Here is a 24,272-nt window from a genome sequence, read left to right as displayed (position 1 = left end):
CGCAATCTCATCGGACTTCCCCCTCTGGCGTATGGACTCATTTCCCGGTGATTCAGGGACCCCTGCGTCCTGCGCTCCATTGTCGGAATGTGGAGGGAAAAGGTGCTTGCCGCGCTCCAATCCGAAGGGCCTGGTGCTCGTCGCCGCCTCCGTGCCCGAGCAGGTGAAGCTCCGGGGCGGCTGCTGGACGAAGTCCGCACGCGCGCCGGCGGAGCGGCCCTCTCGTCGAGGCATTGACACGAGAAGACTCGACGCGTGGCGGCGTCCCCCGCAGAATCGCGCGCGTGAGTGATTCGGGGGAGCAACCATCATGATGACCGTCCAGGAACTGCGTGCGCTGAGCTCGCGCCTGACCGAAGCCTTCTTCTGCAAACAGGTGGGCCCGTTCGTGCTGGTGCAGCGGCCGCCCAGCCCGGTGATGGCGCAACTGGCGATGAAGATGGGCGCGGCGCGCACGACGATGGCGCGGGACCTGCCCAGCCTGGAGCGGCAGCAGGTGGCGCTCTGGCTGCACTTCGACGCGCTCACCGTGGCCACGCTTCCGCCCGTGGAGGGACAGGACGTGCTCACCGTGGGACGCCAGCCGGACTGCGACCTGGTGGTCAACGAGCCCTCCGTCTCCAAGCGCCACGCGAAGCTCTGCTGGTGGGGCCCGTCGGTCGGCTGCACCTTGGTGGACCTGAAGTCGAGCAACGGCACGTTCGTCAACGCCAGGGAGGTGGAGGCGGGCGGCGAGATGCACGTGCGGGACGGGGACCTGCTGGGCTTCGGCGACGCGACGTTCGCCTATCTGCTCGCGCCTTCTTTCTATTCGAAGATGAAGCGCGTCGCCCCATGAGCGCCAGCGGCCGGTGAGTGGTGGGTATGTGATGGAACGCGGCGGACCTGTCCTCGAGTCGGTTGGTTTCCGGGGCCCGCGTGCCGCAACGTGGCCCCACCATGCCGACCCACACCCCTGACGCCGTCTCGTCTCCTGGCCGTCGACTCGCACGCCAGGCCCTGCTGCTCACAACCCTCTCCACCTGCCTCCTCGGCTTGTTCCCGGCCCACGCCGAGGACGGAGCGCCCGCGCGCCGCGACACCCTGTTGGTCGGAAATACCCGAGGCAACAACGTGGTGCGCTACGACGCACGCACCGGAGAGTTCCTCGGAGACTTCATCCCCTCTGGCAGTGGCGGGCTGGTGAACCCTGACTCGCTCGTCTTCGGGCCGGATGGCCATCTCTATGTCGCCAGCGGTGACACGCTCGCCAACTCCGCCATCCTTCGCTTCAATGGCCGCACGGGCGCGTTCATCGACACCTTCGCGTCGGGCGCGGGCCTGTTCCGCCCCTATGGACAGGCGTTCGGACCGGATGGCCTGCTCTACGTGAGCAGCTTCCTCACGGACAAGATTCTCCGCTTCAACGCCCGGACGGGCGCCTTCGTGGATGTCTTTGCCTCCGGCAACGGCCTGCCCGGTGGCCTCAATGGTCCCAACTTCCTGGCGTTCGGACCGGACCATCGGCTCTATGTCACCACCCAGGGTTCGGTCGCCGTGGACGGCGTCCCCACGTTCCCCGGCCTGCCGAGTCAGGTGCTGCGCTTTGACCTCTGGTCTCGACGGTCCGAGGTGTTCATCGACCAGCCCGCGCCGTCACCGGATGGAGCGGGCTTCATCAGCCTGCTCGGGCTGGCCTTCAGTCCTGGCTGCTCGCGGCTCTTTGGTGACTGCGACCTGCTGGTCAGCGACTTCGCCAACGACATCCACCGCTATGACTTCTGGACGCGGCGGATGGAGTCCACGTTGTCCACCAACTACACCGGCACGGTGCCGACGAAGAACTTCCGTGGCGGCGTGGTCTTCGGCACCCACGAGCGCATCTACACGGTGGGCTTCGACTTCACGGACCCGGCGCTGAGCGGCGCGGTGCTGCGCTTCGATGGCCGCGATGACAGCCCGCTGCCTTCTCCAGGCAACGGCGGCGCCCTCCTCGTGCCGCCCTCCACGGACCTGTTGCGTCCGGTGGGCATCGCCTTCGTTCCTGGCCGCTGAAGGCCCGGCGCGTCACCGTGACCTGGAACGCGAGCTGAGCAGGAACCAGGCGGTCAGCAAGACCACGGAGCCCAGCATGACCGCCAGCGGCAAGGGGAGGTGGGCGTGTTTCACGCCCAGGTAGAGCAGAAAGCCTACCCCGCCCAGCACCAGCACGATGAGGACCATGGACAGAAGAATCATGGGCAGCACCGAGCCCACCGCCATGAACAAGAGGCCGCGGACCATCAGCCCGAGCGCGGCCTCGGAGGCGAGGTCCGGCAACGACTTGGACTCGAGGGTCCTCCGAGCGCAGGCCTGACAGACGCGCACCCCGTTCCTCACCTCCGGCTCCTCGCGGAGACGGGTGCCGCAGACCTGACAGTCTCCGCCCAGGCCCAGCTTGTACCGCCAGGACCCAGGGCGCTTGGGAGTGGCCATGGGAGAAGCGTAGGGACTCCCCGTCACGCGAATGTCACGCGTGGAGCGCCGTCTTCGTGTGGAGGCCCGGGTCCCCCGGTAGGATGTCCCTCGGGTGTGTGTGCGCACCCCTGGAGGGATGGGGACGTGGACGCGAAGCCGGACGACTTTGGACCGCCGAGAGATGAGCAGGAGCTGTCCGCCGTGGCGGACATCCTGATGCATGCCTATGCGATGACGCCCGCGGACTGCCTCGCGTGGAGGCAGCGGCTGGATGCGCGCGACCTGCGCCTCTTGCGCGACGGAGGGAAGGTTGCGGGCACGCTGGTTTCCATCCGGAAGGGGCAGTGGTTCGGCGGGCGCAGCGTGCCCGTCGTCGGTGTGGGCGGCGTGGGTGTCTCGCCGCTGCACCGGGGGCAGGGGACAGCGACGCGGCTGATGACTCGACTGGTCCAAGAGGCGCGCGAGTCGGGCGCGGCGCTCTCCATCCTCTATCCCGCCACCCAGCCCCTCTATCGGCGCGCGGGCTATGAGCAGGCCGGGGCGCGCTACGAGACGCGCGTGCAGATGTCCGCGCTGGAGATGGGCGAGCGCACGCTGTCCCTGCGAGCCATCGAGTCACGCGACGAGGCGGCCATCGCCGCGTGTTACACGAGCGTGGCCCGCTTCCGTCAGGGCTGGCTGGACCGGAGCGAGTTCTCCTGGGGGCGCGTGCGCAACCCTCGCTCCGAGCCCGTCCACGGCTACCTCGTGGAGGGCAGCGCCGGAGTGGAGGGCTACGTCTACCTGGCGCGCCGTCCGCTCAAGGACTTGAAGCAGGAGCTGGCCCTCACGGACATCGTCGCCACCACGCCCGCCGCGGCGCGCCGGCTCCTCCGCTTCCTGGGCGACCACCACTCCCTGGGCACGGAGGTGGTCTGGTACGGCGGCCCGGACGACCCGTTCCTCCTCTTGCTGCGCGAGCAGTCCTATTCGGTGAAGGTGTACATGCACTGGATGGTGCGCGTGCTGGACGTGGTCTCCGCGCTGGAGGCCCGTGGCTGGACGCCGGGGCTCTCCGGCTCGCTGCACCTGGAAGTGACGGACGAACTCTTCCCGGAGAACCAGGGCCGCTTCGTGCTGGAGGTGGTGGACGGCGTGGGCCGGGTGAAGCGGGGCGGCGAGGGCCGGCTGCGGCTGGACATCCGCCAACTGGGCCCGCTGTACACCGGCTTCCAGTCCGCGGCCTCCCTGCGCTCGGTGGGGCTGGTGGAGGCGGATGACGCGTCCGTGCAGGCGGCGATGGCGCTGTTCTCCGGGCCTCAGCCGTCGCTGCGGGACATGTTCTGAGAGGGGACGCGCGGGCCCCCACCCCCAGGCCCTGGTGGCCCTCCGTCGGGCGCCAGGGCGCTTGGATGGGGGGCCCGGCCGTCAGGTGGCTACCGCGCCGAGGGCGGGTAATGGTAGGAGCCCGAGACCTCATTGACAGGGGAGCAGTCCATGCGGGCGTTCGTCACCGGTGGTTCCGGTTTCGTGGGCAGGTACCTTCTCGCGGCGCTCAAGGCTCGCGGCGACGAGGCTCGCGCGTTGGCGCGCTCGCCGGAGTCCGTCGCGACGGTGGTGGCGGCGGGGGCGGAGCCCTTCGAGGGCGACCTGTCGGACGTGGCGAAGCTGCGGGAGGGCATGGAGGGCTGTGACACCGTCTTCCACTCGGCCGCGCTGGTGAAGTCGTGGGCGCCTCGCGCGGAGTACTACGAGGCCAACGTGCGCGGCACGGAGCGCGTGCTGGAGGCCGCGCGCGCGGCGGGTGTGAAGCGGCTGGTGCACGTCAGCACGGAGGCGGTGATGGCGGACGGCACGCCGCTGGTGAAGGTGAACGAGACCTGGCCGCTGCCGGAGCGCCCCATCGGGGACTATCCGTCCACCAAGGGCGAGTCCGAGCGCCGGGTGCTGAGCGTGAACTCCGCGGACTTCACCACCGTGGCGGTGCGTCCGCGCCTCGTCTGGGGACGCGGGGACACGTCGGTGCTGCCGCAGATGGTGGAGGCGGTGCGCACCAAACGCTTCAAGTGGGTGGGGGATGGTCGCTACCTCACGTCCACCTGCCACGTGGCCAACTGCGTGGAGGGCATGCTGCTGGCGGCGGAGAAGGGCCGGGGCGGCGAGGCGTACTTCCTCACCGACGGCGAGCCGGTGGTGTTCCGCGACTTCGTCACCGCGATGCTCAAGTCGCAGGGCGTGGACCCGGGCAACAGCACGATTCCCTACGGGCTGGCCGCCACGGTGGCAACGCTGGCGGACCTAGCGTGGGGAACCTTCGGCCTGCCGGGCCGCCCGCCGCTCAGCCGCACCGAGGTGCTGCTGATTGGGCGCGAGGTGACGGTGAGCGACGAGAAGGCCCGCCAGGAGCTGGGCTACGAGGGGCGGATGCCGCGCGCCATCGGCCTGAAGGAGATGGAAGCGGAGTTCCAGGAGCGGTCATCGCGCGCGGCGTGAGGCGCGACACGTGCGTGTGCGCTAGCCTTGTTCGCGGCGGCTGACACACGAGGAGGATGGGCCATGCGAAGGTTCGAGTTCGTCGAGGGAACCAGCTCCAAGTTCTGGCAGCCGGAGGTTCAGGGCAACCTCTTCATCGTCACGTTCGGGCGCATCGGCACCGCGGGGCAGCGCAAGGAGAAGGCGTTCCCCGACGCGGCTGGCGCCGAGCGTGAGTACGAGAAGAAGGTCGCCGAGAAGGTGCGCGAGGGCTATCAGGAGGTGACGGCCGGTGGCGCTGCGGCCACCCCAACTCCGGCCGCCGCGCCGCGTGCGCCCGAGAAGGTTCCGCTGCCCCGCCGCGTGCCCGTCGCCACGCCCACGCAGGAGACGTTCAAGGCCGCCGCGGATGCGCTCGCGGCGCTGCGGGCGCGCCTGGGCTGGCGAAGCTGGGAGGTGACGTCACGGGCTCGAAGCGCTCGCAGGGCGCTGCGGGCCCTGGGCGGCGTGGACCCGGCCGCGCACGCGGAGCTGGCCGCGACCTTCGATGCGCTGATGGCGCGCGTCGTCGCCACTCCGAAGGAAGGCCGGCTGCCGCTGCGTCACGCGCTGGGGCTGCTGAGCGAGCTGGACGTGGCGGCCTTCTCCCGCGCAGTGGAGGCGTGGCGCCGCGCACCAGAGACGGAGGCGCTGGCCATGGTGCGGCGGGCGGAGTCGCTCGGTGAGCCGGAGCTCGCGCTGCGGCTGGGGCTGCTGCTCGCGGAGCGTCCCGGCATGAAGGGCAGCGCGTCCGAGGAAGGCTGGGGCAAGCGCTGGGGCCAGTTGCGCCCGCATGTCGAGGCGAAGCTGTCCTCGTCGGGTGGCTCGCTGACGGAGTGGGTGAAGGGTGTGAGCCCGGGCAGCGATACGCAGCTCGCCGGTCGGCTCTCGCGCCTGGAGGCGTGAGGCGCGACGCGGCGCGAGGGGGACGCATCGACACATGACACCCAGGGTTCTCATCGTCGTCGGGCTCTTTCTCGCGCTGGGCGGGGTCCTCTTTCTGTCCGCCGACCGGGAGCCCCAGCCTCGGGGTGTGCAGGAGGCCGGCACGTCGACGCCCACGCCGCCCCGTCCTCCGAGGCCCGGCCAGGTGGTGGACATCTCCTTCCTCTACAGCACGGAGAAGAAGGAGTGGGTGGAGGCCGTGGCGGAGGACTTCCAGCGGCAGCATCCCCACATCCGGCTGAAGCTGATGGGGCGCGGTTCGCTGGATGCGGCGCAGGCCATCCTGGATGGCCGTGAGCAGCCCACGGTGTGGAGCCCGGCGGACAGCGCGGTGTTGCGCATGCTGGCCTCCGACTGGGCCACGGACCCCACGCGGGGGCCGTTGTTCGCGGAGACGGGCGAGCAGGCTCCGCGTCCGCTGGTCATCACGCCGCTGGTCTTCGTGGTGTGGGCGGACCGTGCGGAGGTGCTGCGCAAGGCCAGCGGAGGCGGCGCGGTGTCGTGGAAGGTGCTTCAGAAAGCGGTGACGAGTCCCCAGGGCTGGCCCGCGATTGGCGGCAAGCCGGAGTGGGGGTTCGTGAAGCTGGGCCACACGGACCCGACGCGCTCCAACTCCGGACTGCAAGCGCTGCTGCTGGCCACGCTGGAGTACTACGGCAAGCGCGGCGGGCTCACGGTGGCGGACCTGTTGGACCCGCGCTACCAGGACTGGATGAAGGCGCTGGAGCGAGGCGTCACGCGCTTCGAGCCCTCCACGGGCACCTTCATGGCGGACATGGTCCGCTTCGGCCCGTCCCGCTACGACATCGCGGTGGTGTACGAGAACCTCGCCATCGCGGAGCTGTCGCACGCGCAGGGCCGGTGGGGTGAGCTGCGGGTGTACTACCCGGCGCTCACCCTGTGGAGCGACCATCCGGCGGCGGTGCTCCAGGCGGACTGGGTGACACCCGAGCAGAAGGCGGCGGCGCTGGAGTGGCTGCGCTATCTGCAGAGCCGTCCGGTGCAGGAGCGCGCGCTGGACTTCGGCTTCCGCCCCGCGGACCCGGCCGTGCCGCTCAAGACTCCGGACCCGAACAATCCCTTCACACGGCTGGCCCCCCATGGAGTCCGCGTGGACGTGCCTCCCGTGGCGGAAGTTCCCGAAGGCCCCGTGGTCCGCGACCTGCTGACGTTGTGGTCGCGGGTGTTGACCTCCGGTCGTTAGCGCCTCGGGTCTCCCCGACGTCTGCCGTGCCCCGGGGGATGGGGGCGCGGCTCAATCCTTCACATCCAGGTCGTCGCGTACCTGTCACTGCACCCCTGGCGCCGAGCTTGGACCGGTGGGTGCGAGTGCTCCTCGGGCGTGCGGCCAGTCGCCGTCATGTCGGGCCTCGCTGGACTCGAGCCAGGCACGCGGCCACCTTGGCCGCGGGTGAAGGAAGGGGTGCCTCATGATGAGAACCACGCAGGGGATGAGGAAGACCATGGGGGTGTTGGGGGTGGCGTTGCTGCTGGTCACCAGCACGGCCCACGCGTTCAACGACGCGGATGCGCTGAAGGTGGTGGGCTTCGCGCGAACCCAGCTCCGGAAGACAGCCACCGCCATGCCGAGCACGGCTCGCTCACCGAAGGCGTCGCGCGCCGACGGGACGTGGTCGACGGTGGCCAACACGGATGCGGTGGCGTGGACGCAGGGCTTCTTCCCGGGAAGCATGTGGCACCTGTTCCAGGTGGGGCTGGAGCCGTCGTGGCAGCAGAAGGCGGACCAGTGGACGAGGCCCCTGGAGGGACAGAAGACGAACCGGCAGACGCATGACCTGGGCTTCAAGCTGTTCACGAGCTACGGCCAGGCGTACCGGCTCACGGGAGACCCGTACTATCGCGGCGTGCTGCTGACGTCGGCCGAGACGCTCGCGACGCGGTACAACTCACGCATCGGCATCATCGATTGCTGTGATTGGAACTCGGCGTGGGACGTGCCGCTCGTCACGGACACGATGATGAACCTGGAGTTGTTGCTGTGGGCCGCGGCGAACGGGGGACGCGCGGAGCTGCGGACGATGGCCATCAATCACGCGCTCACCACGCTGCGCGATGCGGTGCGCCCGGATGGCAGCTCCTTCCACTACGTGGACTACAACGCCGCGACGGGGGCCATCCGTTCGAAGGGCACCTTCCAGGGGTACTCCACGAACTCCACCTGGGCGCGGGGCCATGCGTGGCTCATCTACGGCTACACCATGGTGTACCGGTACACGGGTGATGCGCGGATGCTCGCGGCCGCGCGCAAGGTGACGGACTGGTACCTGGACAATGTGCCGGCGGACATGGTGCCGAAGTGGGACTTCAACGCGCCGGGGACGCAGAAGGACTCCTCGGCGGCGGCCATCGTCGCCTCGGCGCTGCAGGAGTTGAGCAACCTGGAGACGGACGCCGCGCGCAAGACGCGCTACCGCGACGCGGCGCTGCGCACGCTCGACACGCTGGTGTCACCGGCCTACTTCGCGCAGGGCACCAACAGCCCGGGCCTGCTGCTGCATGGCGTGGGGCACCTGCCCGCCAATCAGGAGATTGATGTCAGCCTCATCTACGGCGACTACTACTTCCTGGAGGCGGTGCTTCGCTTCAACCCGAACCCTCCGTACCCCTGGTACTCGAAGGTCGCCTTCTTCGAGAGCCAGCACCTGCTCGGCACCACGAACACGGGCGTGCGCACCGTCGAGTTCGACGTGACACCGCTCGCATCCTCGCAGGACGGCACGGTGGGCTACACCGACAGCTCCACGTCGGTGACGGGCTACTCCGTGCTGAACATGACGGTGCGGATGAACCTGGACGGGTACTTCGACGTGCGCAATGGCGGGGCCTACGCGTCGCTGGTCCAGGTGCCCTACGTGAATGGGCAGACGTACCACGTGCGCATGGTCGCGGACCTGCCCGCGCAACGCTACAGCGTGTGGGTCCGTCCTCCGGGCGGGAGCGAGGTGCAGATCGCCAACCGGTACGTCTTCCGCACCGGGGCTCCGGCCATCAATGACCTGGGTCGCGTGTCCGTGCGGACGGTCATCGCGGACAGCGACTTCCGAGTGCTGGGGCACACCGTGACTCCCGGCGGAACGACGGCCGCGGGGGTCGCGGAGGTGCTGCCCGGGCCTGTGCGGACGCCGGTGGACTTCGAGCACACGGCGATGTCCGGGAACGAGGTCTCGCCGGTGCTCACGTGGCTCTCGCAGGACGCGTCGTTGCTGTCGCTGCTGGCGGACTTCGAGCGCTGGGGGACCGTGCCGACCGACCACCTGCCCGGCGACGTGGACGAAGTCGCGGTCGCGGAGGCGGCGCGGGTCGTGGCCAACGAAGCGATGCCTGAAGGCTTCGGCTGCGGAGCCGCGGGCGCGGTGCCTCTGCCACTGCTCGTGCTCGCGCTGCGAAGCTGGCGCAACCGCAGGCGGAAGCAACAGGCCGCGCGCGGCTGAGGCCCGGTGTGACAGCGGCCCGCTCCTCGCTTTGTCGAGGGGCGGGCCGTTCACTCACCTCACGCCCGCCCGGCCCAGGTGCGCGTGGGAGGGCGTGGGGGACGACCGTCAGTCGTCGTTGTCGTCGTCGTGGTCATCGTCCTCGTCGCCATCCTCGTCATCGTCGTCGAAGGCGTCGATGGAGCGGCGCAGGTTGTTCTCGATGGTGGAGCGTGCGGCGTCGTCCCGCGGGTCCAGTCGCTGGCCCTGGCCGTCGACGAACCAGCCGCTCGGGTCGATATTGATGGTGATGTTCGGCTCTTCTCCGGCCTTCACCTCGAAGCGGGCCTCTCGCTCCTGCTCCAGCCGCACGCTGGAGACGAAGCTGAAGGGCTGCCCGTCGATGTGTCCGTCGATGACCACGGACGCGCCGAGCCGCGCGAGCTCCTGGAGCGCCGCATCCTCACCTGCCTCGGTGGTGGAGACCTTGCCGATGTCGAACTCGATTTCGTCGAAGATTCCGGGCTCCACCTGCAGGTTGCCCACGCGGATGACCTGACCGTTCAGGTCCTCGCTCGTCAGGTCGATGAGCAGGGGGCCCACCTCCTGCTCGGAGTCATCATCGTCCCGCGTGCCGTCATCCGCGCCACCCGTGTGGCCGTCGTCGGCGTCGTCGCCCTCCAGCTCCAACTCCAGCTCCCGCACGGAGAGTCGGACCCGGTCGATGGTGATGCCAGTGGGGGCCTCGAGCCGCTGCTCGATGTGGCCGGGCGCGGACTGGGCGCCACGCGCGGCGCCGACTCGGGTGCTCAGCCCGACCTTGACGGAATCCGGGTTGCCGCAGGCCGAGAGCAACATGATGGACGTGCACAAGCCAATGAGTCGCATACCGTTCATCTCCTGGTATCGAGAGGACCTGGCGCGCGACTTCTCCGGCCTGGGCCGCACGAAATCCCCTGTTCGAAAAGAAGGAGCATCGGCGCGCTTATCGGCCACATCGCGACGCGGGGACCTTTCGTGAAGGGGGCGCCTGTGGCCGATAGAGGCCTCGTGACTCCTTCCTGATAGGCGCGGTACTGAATGGGGAGACATGACCGGTGCTCGTACCCCAGCAACAGCGTGTGTCCGGTGGTCCGGAGCGCCCTTCGTGTGGGGTGCGAGGGCGCGGCAGGGGCCTGCTCGGCGTGTGGGTGAGAGGGGCGGGCCGTGACGGAGGAGGAAATCTCCGCCTGCATCCAGCGCGCGAATCGAGGCGCGCAGGATGCGCACCGCGAGCTGTACCAGCGCTTTCACGCGTCGGTGCGTCGTGTCGCGCTGGGCTACTCCGCGCTGGGTCCGGCGGAAGTGGAGGACGTGGTCCAGGAGACGTTCGTCCGGGCCTTCCGGGAGCTGGCGCGGCTGGAGCATCCCCGCGCCTTCGGGCGCTGGCTGGTGACGATTGCGCGCCACCATTCCCAGGCCCTCAGCCGGGGCGCGCGGATTCGAGGGCGCGCGGCGGAGGACCTGGCACTGGAGCTGGAGACGAGCATGCCAGCCATTCCTCCCGCCCTCACGCTGGAGCGGCGCGTGGTGGTGGTGCGCGAGCTCATCGAGGGACTGCCCGAGGGCCCGGAGAAGGAGACGGTCCGCCTGTTCTATCTGGAGGGCGAGCTGAGCGCGCGAGAGATCGCGGAGCGTCTGGGGCTGGGCAAGAGCGCGGTGACGATGCGCCTGGAGCGCTTCCGGGCACGGGTGAAGCGTGAGCTGTTGGCGCGGCTTCTGGCCGCGGGAGTGGAGTGAGCCATGAGCGACGCGAGCAGACACCTGGACGCGCGGAGCTGGAAGGCCCTGCGCGACAAGTCGCCCGAAGAGGTGGCGTACTTCTCCACGCATCTGTCCCAGCCCTGTGCGGTGTGCGAGGCGTTCCTCGAACGGAGCGACGAGGACGACGCGTTCGGCGTGGAGTCGTTGGCGGATGAGGCGCTGGGCTCGATGTCCACCCCGCGCGAGGACGCGGTGGGGTGGGCTCGCCTGCGCCGTCGCCTCGGGACGCCACGACGCGCGTGGCTCGCGGGAGCCCTGGCGGTGGCCGCCGCGGCCGTGGTCGCCATCGCCGTGCTCCCCCCGTTGGCGTCGAAGGAGCACGAGGACCGCTCGTGGCGACTGAAGGGTGTCGCGCCGATGTCCCTGGAGCTGACCGCCGTGGCGCGCCTGCCGGACGGGACGTTGCACGCGGTGACGGAGGACGCCTTGCTTCCTCCCGAGGCCGTGGTCCTGGTGCGCTATCGCGCCAGCGAGGTCTCCGACGCGATGCTCGTACTGGAGTCCCCGGAGGGTCCCGCGCAGATGCTGGGCGGCTACACGTTGGAGGCGGGGACGCACGACCTGAAGGAAGCAGGCGAACTGGCGGGTGTGTCCCTGGCCGGGGAGCACGGTCCACGGGTGCTGGTGCTGGCCGCGTGGCCACGGGGGCCTCGCTCGGCGGCCGAGCGGGACACGGCCCTCACTCAAAGCAGGGTACCCGAGGAAGCCGCCCAGGCGAGGCTCCGGCTGCGGGTGGAGCCGGGGTATGTTGCCCCCTGAGCGTGCCTTCGTGAGTCGTCCCTGCTTCCGCGTCGTCCTGTGGCTTGCCTTCGCGTCGCTCTGCGCGTGCGGTGCGGCGAGCGTGGGCGAGAAGGGGCGGGCGGTGCGCGTGCGCCTGGATTCGGCGGAGCTGGCGTCGGCGCATGAGGGCGAGCGGCATGCGCTGCTCATCGGCATCAATCAGTATGAGGACGCCTCCTGGCACGGGCTGCGCTACCCGGGCAAGGACGCGGAGGACCTGGGGCGTGTGCTGGCGGACCCGCGACGCGGCGGCTTCCGCTCGGTGACGGTGCTGACGCGTCCGGAGCAGACGACGCGCGCGGCGGTGCTGCAGGCGCTGCGGACGCTGGCCGCACGGCCCTGGAACCCGAAGGACGTGGTGGTCATCTACGTCTCCGGCCATGGCACGCTCGCGCGGGATGCACGGGGTGACCTCCAGCGCTACCTGGTGATGCGCGACACGCGCTTCCGGGACGTGCAGGGCACGGGGCTGGAGATGGCGGCGCTGGAGCGGGAGTTGGAGCAGCTGGGCTCCAGGCGACGGGTGCTGGTGCTGGCCACGTGTCACAGCGGCACGGGCAAGTCGCTCCTTCCCCCGGCGGTGCTCGAGGAATTGGAGCGCACCAAGGGGGCGTTCCCACCGCGTCCGCTGGAAGAGGACAGCCGCGCCTCGCTCGTCCTGTCCGCCAGCGACTGGGGCGAAACGGCGCGCGAGGACGATGCGCTCGCCAATGACATCTACACGCACTTCTTCGTCCAGTCGCTCGACGGCCGAGGGGACCGCAACCGGGATGGCGCGGTGAGTGCGACCGAGGCGCATGACTGGGCGCGCCGCCACACGTGGACCTATACGGAGGGCCGGCAGCGCCCGAGCGCACGGATGACGGAAGTGGGCGCGGACCCGGTGCTGCTCGCGGGCGCGTTGACCCAGCCCGGGCAGCCGGAAGTCTTCTCCTACAGTCCTCGCCTGGAGGGCTTCACGCTCAAGGTGGATGGCGTGGACGCGGGCGAGCTTCCAGGCGGCGTGGCCTTGCCGGAGGGAAGCCGGAAGCTGGGCCTCCACAAGGGTGGCCAGTTGCTGTGGGAAGACACCGTGGCACTGCGAGCGGGGGAGCGCCGGGCGCTGGACTCGCTGCTGCGCGAGGTGTCGCCCGGCCCCCAGCGCACGGTGGCCCTGGAGGTCGGCGCCCTGGGCTTCCTCGACGCGCGCAGCCGCCGCGAGGTGCTTCCGCCCACGGCGCTGGCGGGCGTGGGGCTGCGGCTGGGGGGCGTGCTGCTGGAGCAGCGGCTCGACGTGGGCGTGGACCTGGCCGCGGGGCAGGGGCGTCGGGCGCTGCTGCTCGACGTGGGCGGAACGGTGCCCGTGCGCCATCGGGTGTTGATGCTGGGCGTGACGGTGGGACCCTCGTGGCAATGGGGTCGGCTGGGGTTGTCCACGGGGCCTCGTGTGGCCGCCTTGTGGTTGGAGCGCTCCTTCCAGTTGGACCTGTTGAGCCAGGACGAGCGCTACCTCACGGTGTGGCCTGGCTGGATGGCGGGAGTGTCATGGCGTCTGGGGACGAGGTTTGTATTGGAGGCGAAGGGCCAGCTTCTCTGGGCCTACGTCCCCGTGGACGGGCGCACTCGCGCGGTGGGTTTTGGTGGCCTGTTTCTGGGCGGAGGATATCGCTTCTGATGCGTGCTCCGAGACGCGTGATGCCCCTGGCGTGGGCGGGCCTGGCCCTGATGGGGGCGTGTGGTGGCTTCAACAACGGGCCGCTGGAGGCGGGCACCGTGCGCGGGCGAATCCTCGGCGCCGAGGCCGACGTGGCGGTGGTGAGCGTGCTGGGCCAGCCCGAGTTGAGGGCGCGTGTGTCGTCGGACGGACGCTTCGAACTCGGCGGCGTGCCGGCCACCTCCGTGGAGTTGTTCCTGGTGGCCTCGCGCACCCACGCGGCCCGCACGAAGGTGGTGGCGCAAGGCGCGCGCATCACCGAACTGGGTGACATCGACGCGCCCCTGGGCGCCTTCATCACCGTTCGCCTGCGGGACAGCGCTGGCAACGTGCCACCGCGTGGCGAGGTGGAGGTGGAGGGGACCGCGCTGGACGAACTGGAGATGGACGCGTCGAGCGGAGAGGTGCGCGTCGGTCCTCTTCCCGAGGGGTGCTACACGCTGGAGGTCAAGGCGGACGGTCTCGAGGAAGTGGAGGAAGAGGTCTGCGTCCGCCAGGGCGAGGAACTGGAGCGCGAGTTCGTCCTGCGTGAGGACGACCTCGGCGGAGACGACGATGGGGGCGGTGACGACGACGGAGGAGACGAGGGCGGCTGAGTGTCCTCGGCGCGTTCCGTCCCCGGTCAGCGTCCCGTGCGCGCGGCCAGGTCGATGAAGCCTCGAATCCAGATGAGGTTCACCGCGTGGCACGCCTCCATGCTCATGGGCGTGGTGGTCTCCAGCGTCGCCGTGTAGGGCACGCCCTGGCGCGCGTACCAGTCCGTGACGCTGCCGTCGTGGTAGACGATGAGCCCGTCGTCGTCGGTGATGTTCTGCTCGTCGACCTTCTGGTTGCGCACCACCGTCGCGTGTTTGGACGAGGCCTCGACGAAGGGGCGGTAGAAGGCCTTGTCTCCGAAGGTGTACGCGTACGTCGCGGCGCCGCCCAGGTAGTTGTCCTGGTGGATATCCAGCGCCGCGTTCGGCGCCCGGAAGCGCGCCAGGTCCGAGCGCACCAGGCGCGTCTCCTTGGGCCCGCCGTCGTAGAGGGCCCAGCGCAGGTGGTCCTGCCCTTCGTTCAGCTCACCCCGCCACTCACCGGGTGCCACTTCATAGCGAAGGAAGTCGTTGTTGGGCTTCTCTCCGGAGCGGTTGTAGCGGGTGCCGTCCTCGAAGCCGGAGGGGTTGATACATGGATACACGCGCAGGCCCACGCCGCGTTGCCGGGCATAGGCCACCACTTCGGGGAAGCGCTCGGCCAGGGTGAGGGGACCCGCGGGTTCTTCCCCGTGGAACCCCGAGGTGATGACCAGCCAACGCTCTCCCGGCACGGTGATGCGGAAGAGCGGGTAGGGCTGTCCGCCCTCCAGGACCTGGCCGTACTCGGCCACTTCTCCAAGGTTCTCGAACGAACGGATGCGTTGCGCGTAGTCGGTGTATCTCACACCTTCAACCTATGCGTGACGCTCCCCGTCGCCTACCCATTCCCACCCATGGTCATGGGTGGGCGTTGAGTGGGGGACGGGCACCGAGGGGGCTTCTCACTCCATGCCGGTGCGCTCACGGAACTCCGTGGCCAGCTCCTTGCGCTGCTCCGGCGTCAGCGTGCCGTGGACCTCCAGCGCGGCATCCGTCGCCTGGTGGGCAAACGCGCGCATCGCGTCGATGCGCTCGTCCACCAGCGCGTGGAGCTTCTGCGCGTCGGGCGTGGTGGACTCGAGCTGGGTGACGACCTCCGAGCGCACCGCGTGCTGCTCCTTCGCGAGCTTCGCGCCCTCGTCGAGGAGGCGGTCCTTCACGGCGTTGATGGACTTGCGCTGGGCGTCCGTCGCGTCGATGTCGTCCAGCTTGTCGTTCAGCTTCCACGACACCATCTGCTTGATGCGCTCGGGGTTGTGGCCCCAGCCGTGGTGGCCGCCGCGGAAGGCGAAACCGCTGAGCAGGACGACGGCGACGACGGCGGAACCGGCGATGGCGAGCTTCTTCATCATGGGACTCTCTCCGAATGCGGGGCCCGACGCGGGCCCGGGTGGCTTCGCCGTGTTGGCGATGTTGCCCAATGTGCCGGGCCGCTTTTTCGGGCGCTTGTACCGGGCGTGAAGAAGTGTGAAGCCCCCCGGCCCTGGAGTTTCGCCCCGGGTGCGCCCGCCTGGACGGCTGGAGGGAGAGCCCGGCCCACCGGCCCTGGGGGCCCCGATTTCGGGCCGCGCCCCGCCTTTCCGCTCCCGACAGAACGACTTTCGAGGCCGATTTCTCGGCCTGTGGGACGGGCCACCCTGACGCGTTCGAGAGAGTAGCGGGAGGCCGGGGCCGAACGTAGTGTTCGGGCCATGTCCTTTACCCACCTCCACCTGCACACGCTCTACTCACTGCTCGATGGGGCCATCCGGATGAAGGACCTCATCAAGACGGTGAAGGAGAAGGGGATGTCGAGTGTCGCCGTGACGGACCACGGCAACATGTTCGGAGCCATCGACTTCTACAAGAAGGCGAAGGACGCGGGCATCAAGCCCATCCTCGGCATGGAGGCGTACGTCGCGGGCGCCAAGGGTCGCGAGGACCGCTCGGAGAAGGTCAACCACCACCTCATCCTGGTGGCGAAGAACGCGGAGGGCTACGCGAACCTGCGCTACCTGTCCTCGACCGCGTACATGCAGGGCTTCTACTACCACCCGCGCATCGACAAGAAGGTGCTCGCGGACCACAGCAAGGGACTCTTCGCGCTGACGGCGTGCCTGGGTGGTGAGGTGACGAGCGCGTGCTTCCGTGGGGACATGGACCACGCCCGCCGCGCGGCCCAGGAGTACAAGGACATCTTCGAGCCCGGGCACTTCTTCCTCGAAGTGCAGTCCAACGGGATGCCTGAGCAGGACAAGGCGAACGTGAACCTGATGCAGTTGTCGCGGGACATGGACATCCCGCTGTGCGCCACCGCGGACGCGCACTACATCAAGCGCGAGGACGCGCGCGCGCACGAGCTGCTGATGTGCATCGCCAGCGGCAAGACGCTGGCGGACAGCAAGCGGATGAAGCACGCCACGGACAAGCTCTACGTCACCAGCCCCACGGAGATGCTGGAGTTCTTCAAGGAGATTCCGGAGGCCGTCCACAACACGCAGCGCATCGCCGAGCAGTGCAACCTGGAGCTGAAGCTGGGCAAGCCCATGTTGCCCACGTTCAAGGTGCCGGACAGCCACACGCCGGACAGCTTCATGTCGGAGCTGGCCTACGAGGGCCTGCGCGAGCGATTCATCGAACTGGCGGCCACCGTCAGCTATCCCATCGACCGGGAGGAGTACCAGGCGCGCCTGACGCTGGAGTTGGGCGTCATCCAGAAGATGGGGTTCAGCGGCTACTTCCTCATCGTCCAGGACTTCATCAACTGGGCGAAGAAGATGGGCATCCCCGTGGGCCCGGGCCGTGGCTCCGGCGCCGGCAGCCTCGTCGCGTACGCGCTGCGCATCACCGACGTGGACCCGATTCCGTACAACCTCCTGTTCGAGCGCTTCCTGAATCCGGAGCGCGTGTCGATGCCCGACTTCGATATCGACTTCTGCCAGGACCGGCGGGACGAGGTCATCCAGTACGTCGGCCGCAAGTACGGCGAGATGAACGTGGGGCAGATCATCACCTTCGGCTCACTGAAGGCGAAGAGCGTGCTGCGCGACGTGTGCCGCGTGTTCGCGCTGCCCTTCAGCGAAGGTGACCGCATCGCGAAATTGGTGCCGGAAGTCCTCAACATCACCTTGAAGGAGGCCATCGAAATGGAGCCTCGACTCAAGGAGATGATGGAGAAGCCCTCCAACATCGGCGAAGTGGAGGGGCGGCCCGTCACCACGAAGGACGTGCTGGAGATCGCGCTCGCGCTGGAGGGCCTGCACCGTCAGCCGGGCATGCACGCGGCCGGCGTGGTCATCGCCGACAAGCCGCTGTGGGAGTTCGTGCCCGTCTACCAGCCGCCGGGTGAGAAGACGCTCATCACCCAGTTCGCCAAGGACGAGGTGGAGGCGGCGGGCCTGGTGAAGTTCGACTTCCTCGGCCTGAAGACCCTCACCGTCATCCAGCACGCGCTGGATTTGGTGAAGCGCAACCACGAGAAGGACATTCCGCGGCATGAGATTCCGCTGAATGACGACAAGGTCTGGGAGTTGATGGCCAAGGGCGACACGGCCGGCGTCTTCCAGATGGAGTCGAGTGGCTTCACGGAAATGGTGGTGAAGCTCAAGCCGTCCTGCTTCGAAGACGTCATCGCCGCGGGCGCGCTCTATCGCCCGGGTCCTCTGGACTCCGGCATGGTGGACGTCTTCATCAACCGCAAGCACGGCCGGGAGAAGGTGTCGTATCCGCATCCCGCGCTGGAGCCGGTGCTCAAGGACACGTACGGCGTCATCGTGTACCAGGAGCAGGTGATGCAGATTTCGCAGGTCCTGGGTGGGTACACCCTGGGCCGCGCGGACCTGCTTCGCCGCGCCATGGGCAAGAAGAAGGCCGAGGTCATGCAGGCCGAGCGGGCCGGCTTCCTCGAGGGCTGCGCGAAGAACAGCGTCGACCTGAAGGTCGCTGGCGAAATCTTCGACCTGATGGAGAAGTTCGCTGAGTACGGCTTCAACAAGAGCCACTCGGCGGCGTACGGACTCGTCACGATTCACACCGCGTGGCTGAAGGCGCATTACCCCTGTGAGTTCATGGCGGCCCTTCTCTCCAGCGAGAAGGACAACACGGACAAGGTGGTGAAGCACATTGGTGAGGCGCGCGAGTCGGGCCTCCAGGTGTTGCCGCCGGACGTGAATCAGTCCGACCTCCAGTTCGGCGCGGTGGAGGGGAAGATTCGTTTCGGGTTGGGCGCCATCAAGGGCGTGGGCGAGGGCGCCATCGAGTCCATCCTGGATGCGCGCAAGGACGGCTCCTTCAAGAGTCTCTTCGACTTCTGCGAGCGCGTGGACAGCCGGCGCGTCAACAAGAAGGTGTTGGAAGCGCTGGTGAAGGCGGGCTCGTTCGACTTCGAGAAGCGTCCGCGTCGGCAGGTGTTCGACACGATTGAGCGGGCGATGAACCGCGGCTCGTCCAGCCAGAAGGACAAGGCGGCGGGGCAGAGCTCGTTGTTTGGCATGCTCGCGGGGCCCGCTTCGGGCGGCGCCGCGATGAAGGACGACTACGTCGTGGTGGAGGAGTGGTCGGAGAAGGAGCGGCTGGCGCTGGAGAAGGAGGCCATCGGCTTCTACGTGTCTGGCCATCCGCTGCATCAGTACGACAAGGAGCTCAAGCGCTACGCGAAGCCGATTACGTCGGTGCAGCGCGCGCGCAAGGACGACAAGCTCACGGTGGCGGGCGTCGTCACGGTGCTGCGCGAGCGGCCCACGAAGACGGGCAAGCGCATGGCGTGGGTGACGATTGAAGACCTGTCCGGGTCGATTGAGCTGGTGTGCTTCCCGGGCAAGGACGGCACGCGCAACGTCATGGGGCGGGATGGCAAGTGGGCGAAGCAGGGGCCCAAGCCGGGGTTCGAGAACTGGGAGCACCTGCTCAAGTCGGACGACCCGATTCTGGTGACGGGGACGGTGCAGATCAGCCAGCGGGACGAGGACTCGCCCACGCCGGAGCTGATTGTCGACGACATCCAGAGCCTGAAGGAGGTGCGTGAGAAGCGCACCAAGCGGCTGGAGCTGCGCGTGCCGGCAGACCTGCTGACGGAAGACCGCGTGGCGAAGCTGCATGAGCTGGCGAAGAAGTTCGCCGGTGCCACGCCGGTGGCCGTGAGTGTGTTGTTCCACGGTGAGGCGGAGGCGCTCATCGGGAACACGTCGCTCAAGGTGCAGGTGCATGACGACCTGTTGCTGGCGGTGGACCGCTTGTTCGGGATGCGGGTGGTGGAGTTCGGGTGACGGCAGTGGTGCTCTGGCACCACGCCGCTTCCGCGTGGGTGAGGTACGGTTCGCCCACTCACGCGGGAGGCCGTCATGGACACCACCTACAAGTCGCTGCGCATTGAGAAGGCGGATGGAGTCGCCGAAGTGATTCTCCTGGGCCCCGGTCGTGGCAACGCCATGGGCCCGGACTTCTGGCGGGAGATGCCCGAGGCCATTCGCGCGCTCGACGAGGATGAATCCGTGCGAGTGGTGCTCGTCCGGGGCAACGGTGACCACTTCACCTACGGCCTGGACCTGATGGGGATGATGGAGTCCCTGGGACCGCTGCTCACCGGTGACAACAACCTCGCCCTGGAGCGCACGAAGCTCCTGAAGCTGATTGGCGACATGCAGCAGTCCACCGAAGGCATTGCCCGCTGTCGCAAGCCGTTCATCGCCGCCGTGCATGGCTGGTGCATCGGTGGAGGCATGGACCTCATCGCCGCGTGTGACTTCCGCTACTGCTCCCGCGACGCGAAGTTCTCCCTGCGCGAAGTGAAGGTCGGCATCGTCGCGGACCTGGGCGCTCTCAATCGCCTGCCTCGCATCATCGGAGAGGGGCACACTCGTGAGCTGGCCTACACCGGTGGCGACGTGGATGCCGAGCGCGCCCTCCGCATGGGACTCGTCAACGAGGTCTTCCCGTCGGCCGAGGAACTGCTCACCCAGGCCCGCGCCACCGCGCGACGCATCGCCGAGAACCCGCCCCTCGTCGTCCAGGGCGCCAAGCAGGTGATGGAATACTGCGCGGACAAGTCCACGTCGGACGGCCTGCGCTACGTCGCCGTGTGGAACTCCGCGTTCCTCCAATCACACGACCTCGCAGAAGCCTTCTCCGCCTTCGCCGAGCGTCGCCCCGCGAAATTCGTGGGGCGGTGAGCCCGCCCCTCTCACGAGGGGCTTTCACCCGCTGCTCTCACAGTGCGAGGATTCCCATGAAGTCGAGTCTCGGGAGTCCCACGGCATGACGGAGACGGTTGGGTTGCTGGGTTATGGGCGCTTCGGTCGCGCCCTCTCGGGGCTGCTGTCCGACGCGGGCGTGCCGCACAGCGTGTTTGACCCGAGGCGGGACGAGGTCCCGCCAAAACTTCAGGCTCGTTCGCTCGCGGAGCTGGCCTCTCGCTCCACCGTCCTCGTGCTGGCGATGCCTGTCTCCGGCATGCGTGATGCGTTGATGGAGCTGCGCCCCATGCTGTCACCCACCCACCTCGTCATCGACGTGGGCAGCGTGAAGGTGCGGCCGGTGCAAGTGCTCGCCTCTGTCCTGGGGCGTGACATTCCCTGGGTGGGCACGCATCCGCTCTTCGGCCCCGCGAGCCTGGCGCGTGGCGATACTCGGCGCACCGTGGTGTGTCCGAACACTCTCCATCCGGAGGCCGTGCGCCGCACCCGTGCGCTGTTCGAACTCCTGGGCTGCGAGGTGACGGAGATGTCGCCCGAGGCCCATGACGAGCTGATGTCCCGCACCCATGTGCTTACGTTCTTCCTGGCCCACGGACTTGTGAAGGCAGGGGCGGGCAGAGACCTGCCCTTCGCGCCTCCCAGCTTCCAGCCCATGGCTCGGCTTGAAGAGTACGCACGGCTGGAGGTGCCACACCTGTTCGCCGTCGTGCAGACGGAGAACCCGTATGCGCGAGAGGCCCGTGTCCGGTTGATGGATGCACTCACTCAGCTCCATCAGGGACTCGAACCACAAGCAGGGGCCGCGAGTCCGACGCCTGAGTCCGCACCCCCCGCGCTCCTGGGGGTTCGAGAGCGCATCGACAGTGTCGACCGCGAACTCGTGTCCTTGCTCGCTCGGCGCGCACGCCTCGTTCAAGAGGCGGCCCGTGTGAAGTCGGCGCACGGCTTGCCGTTTCCCGATGCGGAGCGTGAGTCCTCCATGATGGAGACCCGACGCCAGTGGGCCGAGCGGGACGGCCTCGACACCGCCGCGCTGGACGATGTCTTCCGTGCCGTGCTTCGCCTTTCCCGTGACTCCGTCGCTGGACCCGACGGGGAAGCGTGAGCCCCGGGAGTAGCGCCCCTCGCTGAACGCTTCGGCGAAAGCCCTTGCCGCAACCACACCGGACCGTTTCGCTCGCCGCCTCGTCCCAGCTCAGCGCTGGACGGTGAACGTGGGGTTGAGGACCTTCATGGTCCCCTTCGTCACACCGAACTGCTCATGAACCGCCGCGCGGCGCACTGTCTCCGCCGGAGAGATGCGGCCCGCGAGCAGCTCCTGATACGCCCCCAGGACACGCGTGGCCTCCTCGCGCGACTCCCGGACGAACTCCACCCGGAAACGCTTCACTCCTCGCGCCAGCAGCGATGGCACCAGTGACGCCGCGCTCTGCGCCTGCGCGTTGAACACCGTGTTGCGGCAGCCCACGTCCACCACCACCGGATGCTCCAGGCCCTTGTGGTCCCTCAGCGACAACCGGTGCTTCTCGCACGGGCGTCCACAGCTCTTGAAATCGCGCCCATGCGACAGCGTGTGCGAATACACGCAGTGCTCCGTGTGGAACGTCGAGATGTGGTGGTGCACAGTCACCGCGAAACGCTCGGCCGGCAGGTGCTCCAACATGGCCCCCAACTGCACCGCGTCCAAATCATGCGCGAACGTGAGCGTGTCCAACCCCAGCCCCAACAGATGCAGCGCCGTCACGGAGTTGGTCACGTTGAGCGAGAAATCCCCATGCAGCGCCGGCCGTGACTCCCCCGGCGCAAAGGGCCGCTCCAGGAAGTGCATCATCGCGCCCCAGTGCCGCGCCAGCACCGCATCCGGCTTCAGCTTCGCGATGCGCGCGTCGTAGCCCTCCTCGCCGGGCTTCTGCACCCGCACCGTCGCAATCGTCACGCGCAGCCCCGCCGCCCGCGCCCGCTCCACTGCCCGCTGGAGCCCCACCAACTCCATCCAATCCAGCTCCACCTCCGGCAGCCCCGCCGCAATCACCGCCTCGAGCTGCTCGTCCGTCCGACACAGCGGCAACAGCAACGCACTGTCAGCCACCGGTGACGCGACCACGCGCTCGCGCTGCGAGGCCCGCACCTCCTCCAGCACCGCCGTCTCCCGCACCGTGCGCGCCGGTCCCCGAGACACCGCCTCCGTCAGCTCCGCCACCAGCGAGCGACGCAGCGCCTTCAGCTCCGACACCGGCAGATGCAGCCCCGCACCCAGCGCCGTCGTGTCCAGCTCCGTCAGGTGGAACGAAGTGCCACCCAGCGCCGCCAGCTTGTCCTTGAGCAGCGCCGCGTCCATCCCACCCCCGCGAGACTGCGCGAGCGGCACCGTGCTCGACGCCGTGGCCACGTGGCCTCCTCGCGCCGTGCCCGTCACCACCAGCGGTCCTCCCGCCGTCCCCGACACCGTCAGCGCCAGCGGGACACGGCCCTCGGGCTCACCCTGCGCCAGCAGCTCCTCCGTGTGCTTCGCCAGGGAAGGATCACTCGTCACCCAGACGCGCTGCCCGCGCGCCACTCGCGCCATGTCCGGCCCGGGATTGCCGAAGCCCAGCACCCAGCCGTGACTCGTGCGCTCGACGCGGAACAGCGGCCCGCCCGCCTCGTGCTTGTCCTCCGGGTGCCCGTCGTCGAACACGACGCCCATGCCCGGACGAGGGGACAACTCCGCGGCCACCGGCGCATCGCCCTCCAGCGGCGAAGACACCTTGCCCTGCGGCGCCTCCGACTTCGTCCGCGCGTCGTCCTGCCCCAGCCCGCCCGTCCACGGACGTCCCTCCGGGTCCTCCGCCACGAGCACGTCGCGGCCCTGCACCGCCTCCACCACGCCCAGGTACGCGCCTCGGTGTTTGGGGAAGCGCCCCTCCACCAACGTTTGGTGGTCCGAGCCCGCGAAGAAGCCGTGCGAGAAGCCCCGGCTGTACGACAGCGTCATGTCAGCCAGGTCCTTGCGCAGCGCACCCGTGTCCGCCTTGCCCGCCGACACACCGTCCACCCAGCGTCGATAGCCCTGCACCGCCGTGGCCACGTACTGCGGCCCCTTCTGCCGGCCTTCAATCTTCAGCGAGTGCACGCCAATCTCAATCAGCTTCGGCACCGCCATGACACCGGCCAGGTCCTTGGGGCTGAGCAGGTAGCGCACGTCGCCCAGGTCCTTTGTCTGTCCATCCACCACCAGGTCATACGGCAGCCGACAGGACTGCGCGCACTGCCCCCGGTTCGCCGAGCGCCCACCCCACGCCTCACTCGTAAGGCACTGGCCGCTCCAGGACATGCAGAGCGCGCCGTGGATGAACACCTCCAGCTCGATGTCTGTCTCCGCCGCCAGCCGTCCAATCTCCGCCACCGACAGCTCACGCGGCACGACGATGCGCGTGGCACCCAGGCCGCGAGCGAAACGCGCACCCTCCGCGCTCGAAATCGTCATCTGCGTGGAGGCATGGACCTCCATCTGGGGACACACCGCGCGAGCCACCAGCGCGATGGCGGGGTCCTGGACGATGAGCGCATCCACGCCCGCCGCGGCCACTCGCCGCAGGATGTCCTCCACCACCGGCAGCTCCGGCTCGAACACCAGCGTGTTCATCGTCAGGAACGCGCGCGCGCCCGCGCGGTGCACCAGCGCCAGCGTCTCCGACAGGGTGGCGAGCGAGAAGTTCTCCGCCCGGGCCCTCGCGTTGAAGCCCTCGTCCAGCCCGAAATAGATGGCGTCCGCGCCACTGGCCAGCGCGGCCTTCATCGAGTCGAGGTCTCCAGCGGGGGCGAGGATTTCAGGACGACGGCGCATGTCCGCCCTCTACCACAGCGAGGCTGCCATCGCGCCCGTCCTCACGCGCCCGTGGACGCAGTGCGGCAGGTTCTGGTCAAG

20 protein-coding genes are annotated in these 24,272 nt (G+C 68.8%); 15 read left to right on the top strand and 5 right to left on the bottom strand.

The window, feature by feature from the left end:
• The first annotated feature begins 106 nt into the window (after positions 1-106).
• From HUA76_RS18565 to HUA76_RS18555, 3 genes are all read left to right on the top strand, one after another.
• Complete coding sequence (locus tag HUA76_RS18565; protein WP_174461605.1) at positions 107-292, top strand: hypothetical protein; 186 nt, start codon at positions 107-109, stop codon at positions 290-292.
• An 18-nt stretch (positions 293-310) separates the two neighbouring features.
• Positions 311-838 (top strand): FHA domain-containing protein, encoded by a 528-nt coding sequence (locus HUA76_RS18560; protein WP_141640682.1) that lies wholly within the window; start codon positions 311-313, stop codon positions 836-838.
• Positions 839-939: 101 nt separating this feature from the next.
• Complete coding sequence (locus HUA76_RS18555) at positions 940-2,034, top strand: PEP-CTERM sorting domain-containing protein (RefSeq protein WP_174461604.1); 1,095 nt, start codon at positions 940-942, stop codon at positions 2,032-2,034.
• 12 nt (positions 2,035-2,046) lie between these two features.
• Here HUA76_RS18555 and HUA76_RS18550 read toward each other — a convergent pair whose 3' ends face one another.
• Entirely contained in the window at positions 2,047-2,454 is a 408-nt protein-coding gene (locus HUA76_RS18550; RefSeq protein ID WP_174461603.1) for a hypothetical protein, read from the bottom strand.
• A gap of 126 nt (positions 2,455-2,580) precedes the next feature.
• Here HUA76_RS18550 and eis point away from each other — a divergent pair, with 126 nt between their 5' ends.
• The 5 genes from eis to HUA76_RS18525 all read left to right on the top strand — a co-directional run bounded on the left by eis (position 2,581) and on the right by HUA76_RS18525 (position 9,323).
• Positions 2,581-3,762 (top strand): enhanced intracellular survival protein Eis, encoded by a 1,182-nt coding sequence (eis, locus tag HUA76_RS18545; RefSeq protein WP_371823493.1) that lies wholly within the window; start codon positions 2,581-2,583, stop codon positions 3,760-3,762.
• 150 nt (positions 3,763-3,912) lie between these two features.
• Entirely contained in the window at positions 3,913-4,908 is a 996-nt protein-coding gene (locus tag HUA76_RS18540) for an NAD-dependent epimerase/dehydratase family protein (RefSeq protein ID WP_141640679.1), read from the top strand.
• A gap of 63 nt (positions 4,909-4,971) precedes the next feature.
• Entirely contained in the window at positions 4,972-5,832 is an 861-nt protein-coding gene (locus tag HUA76_RS18535) for a WGR domain-containing protein (RefSeq protein ID WP_141640678.1), read from the top strand.
• Between the two features lie 34 nt (positions 5,833-5,866).
• Positions 5,867-7,075, top strand: coding sequence for a substrate-binding domain-containing protein (locus HUA76_RS18530; protein ID WP_174461602.1), 1,209 nt, complete (start codon positions 5,867-5,869; stop codon positions 7,073-7,075).
• A gap of 226 nt (positions 7,076-7,301) precedes the next feature.
• Positions 7,302-9,323: a glycoside hydrolase family 88 protein gene (locus tag HUA76_RS18525; RefSeq protein ID WP_254614277.1), complete on the top strand. Its 2,022-nt coding sequence runs from the start codon at positions 7,302-7,304 to the stop codon at positions 9,321-9,323.
• Between the two features lie 108 nt (positions 9,324-9,431).
• Here the strand turns inward: HUA76_RS18525 and HUA76_RS18520 are convergent, their stop codons facing one another.
• A complete protein-coding gene (locus HUA76_RS18520; protein ID WP_174461601.1) occupies positions 9,432-10,190 on the bottom strand; it encodes a hypothetical protein in 759 nt (252 codons plus the stop codon).
• A gap of 318 nt (positions 10,191-10,508) precedes the next feature.
• Here HUA76_RS18520 and HUA76_RS18515 point away from each other — a divergent pair, with 318 nt between their 5' ends.
• Genes HUA76_RS18515 through HUA76_RS18500 form a run of 4 tightly spaced genes read left to right on the top strand, consistent with a single transcriptional unit; the run spans position 10,509 to position 14,174 of the window.
• A complete protein-coding gene (locus HUA76_RS18515) occupies positions 10,509-11,081 on the top strand; it encodes a sigma-70 family RNA polymerase sigma factor (protein ID WP_174461600.1) in 573 nt (190 codons plus the stop codon).
• Between the two features lie 3 nt (positions 11,082-11,084).
• Positions 11,085-11,864 (top strand): hypothetical protein, encoded by a 780-nt coding sequence (locus HUA76_RS18510; protein WP_174461599.1) that lies wholly within the window; start codon positions 11,085-11,087, stop codon positions 11,862-11,864.
• Positions 11,851-13,539, top strand: a complete 1,689-nt coding sequence (locus tag HUA76_RS18505) for a caspase family protein (RefSeq protein ID WP_174461598.1) — start codon at positions 11,851-11,853, stop codon at positions 13,537-13,539. Before HUA76_RS18510 ends, HUA76_RS18505 begins: the two co-directional genes overlap by 14 nt.
• Positions 13,539-14,174 (top strand): carboxypeptidase regulatory-like domain-containing protein, encoded by a 636-nt coding sequence (locus tag HUA76_RS18500; protein WP_174461597.1) that lies wholly within the window; start codon positions 13,539-13,541, stop codon positions 14,172-14,174. Before HUA76_RS18505 ends, HUA76_RS18500 begins: the two co-directional genes overlap by 1 nt.
• Positions 14,175-14,200: 26 nt before the next feature.
• Here the strand turns inward: HUA76_RS18500 and HUA76_RS18495 are convergent, their stop codons facing one another.
• Positions 14,201-15,001: a hypothetical protein gene (locus tag HUA76_RS18495; RefSeq protein WP_174461596.1), complete on the bottom strand. Its 801-nt coding sequence runs from the start codon at positions 14,999-15,001 to the stop codon at positions 14,201-14,203.
• Between the two features lie 96 nt (positions 15,002-15,097).
• Complete coding sequence (locus HUA76_RS18490) at positions 15,098-15,547, bottom strand: Spy/CpxP family protein refolding chaperone (RefSeq protein WP_141640670.1); 450 nt, start codon at positions 15,545-15,547, stop codon at positions 15,098-15,100.
• A 339-nt stretch (positions 15,548-15,886) separates the two neighbouring features.
• Here HUA76_RS18490 and dnaE point away from each other — a divergent pair, with 339 nt between their 5' ends.
• The 3 genes from dnaE (at position 15,887) to HUA76_RS18475 (ending at position 21,470) form a co-directional block, all read left to right on the top strand.
• Entirely contained in the window at positions 15,887-19,438 is a 3,552-nt protein-coding gene (dnaE, locus tag HUA76_RS18485) for a DNA polymerase III subunit alpha (RefSeq protein ID WP_141640669.1), read from the top strand.
• 75 nt (positions 19,439-19,513) lie between these two features.
• Entirely contained in the window at positions 19,514-20,341 is an 828-nt protein-coding gene (locus HUA76_RS18480; protein WP_174461595.1) for a crotonase/enoyl-CoA hydratase family protein, read from the top strand.
• An 85-nt stretch (positions 20,342-20,426) separates the two neighbouring features.
• Positions 20,427-21,470, top strand: coding sequence for a prephenate dehydrogenase/arogenate dehydrogenase family protein (locus HUA76_RS18475; RefSeq protein WP_174461594.1), 1,044 nt, complete (start codon positions 20,427-20,429; stop codon positions 21,468-21,470).
• A 90-nt stretch (positions 21,471-21,560) separates the two neighbouring features.
• On the opposite strand, the gene HUA76_RS18470 is transcribed toward HUA76_RS18475, so the two are convergent.
• Positions 21,561-24,191, bottom strand: coding sequence for a DUF3656 domain-containing protein (locus tag HUA76_RS18470; RefSeq protein ID WP_174461593.1), 2,631 nt, complete (start codon positions 24,189-24,191; stop codon positions 21,561-21,563).
• Positions 24,192-24,272: the final 81 nt, after the last annotated feature.

It is taken from the genome of Myxococcus sp. CA056 (assembly GCF_013336715.1).
GTDB lineage: Bacteria > Myxococcota > Myxococcia > Myxococcales > Myxococcaceae > Myxococcus > Myxococcus llanfairpwllgwyngyllgogerychwyrndrobwllllantysiliogogogochensis.
The sequence above is the reverse complement of the archived record's forward strand: the minus strand, read 5'-3'. Positions and strand labels throughout refer to the sequence as shown.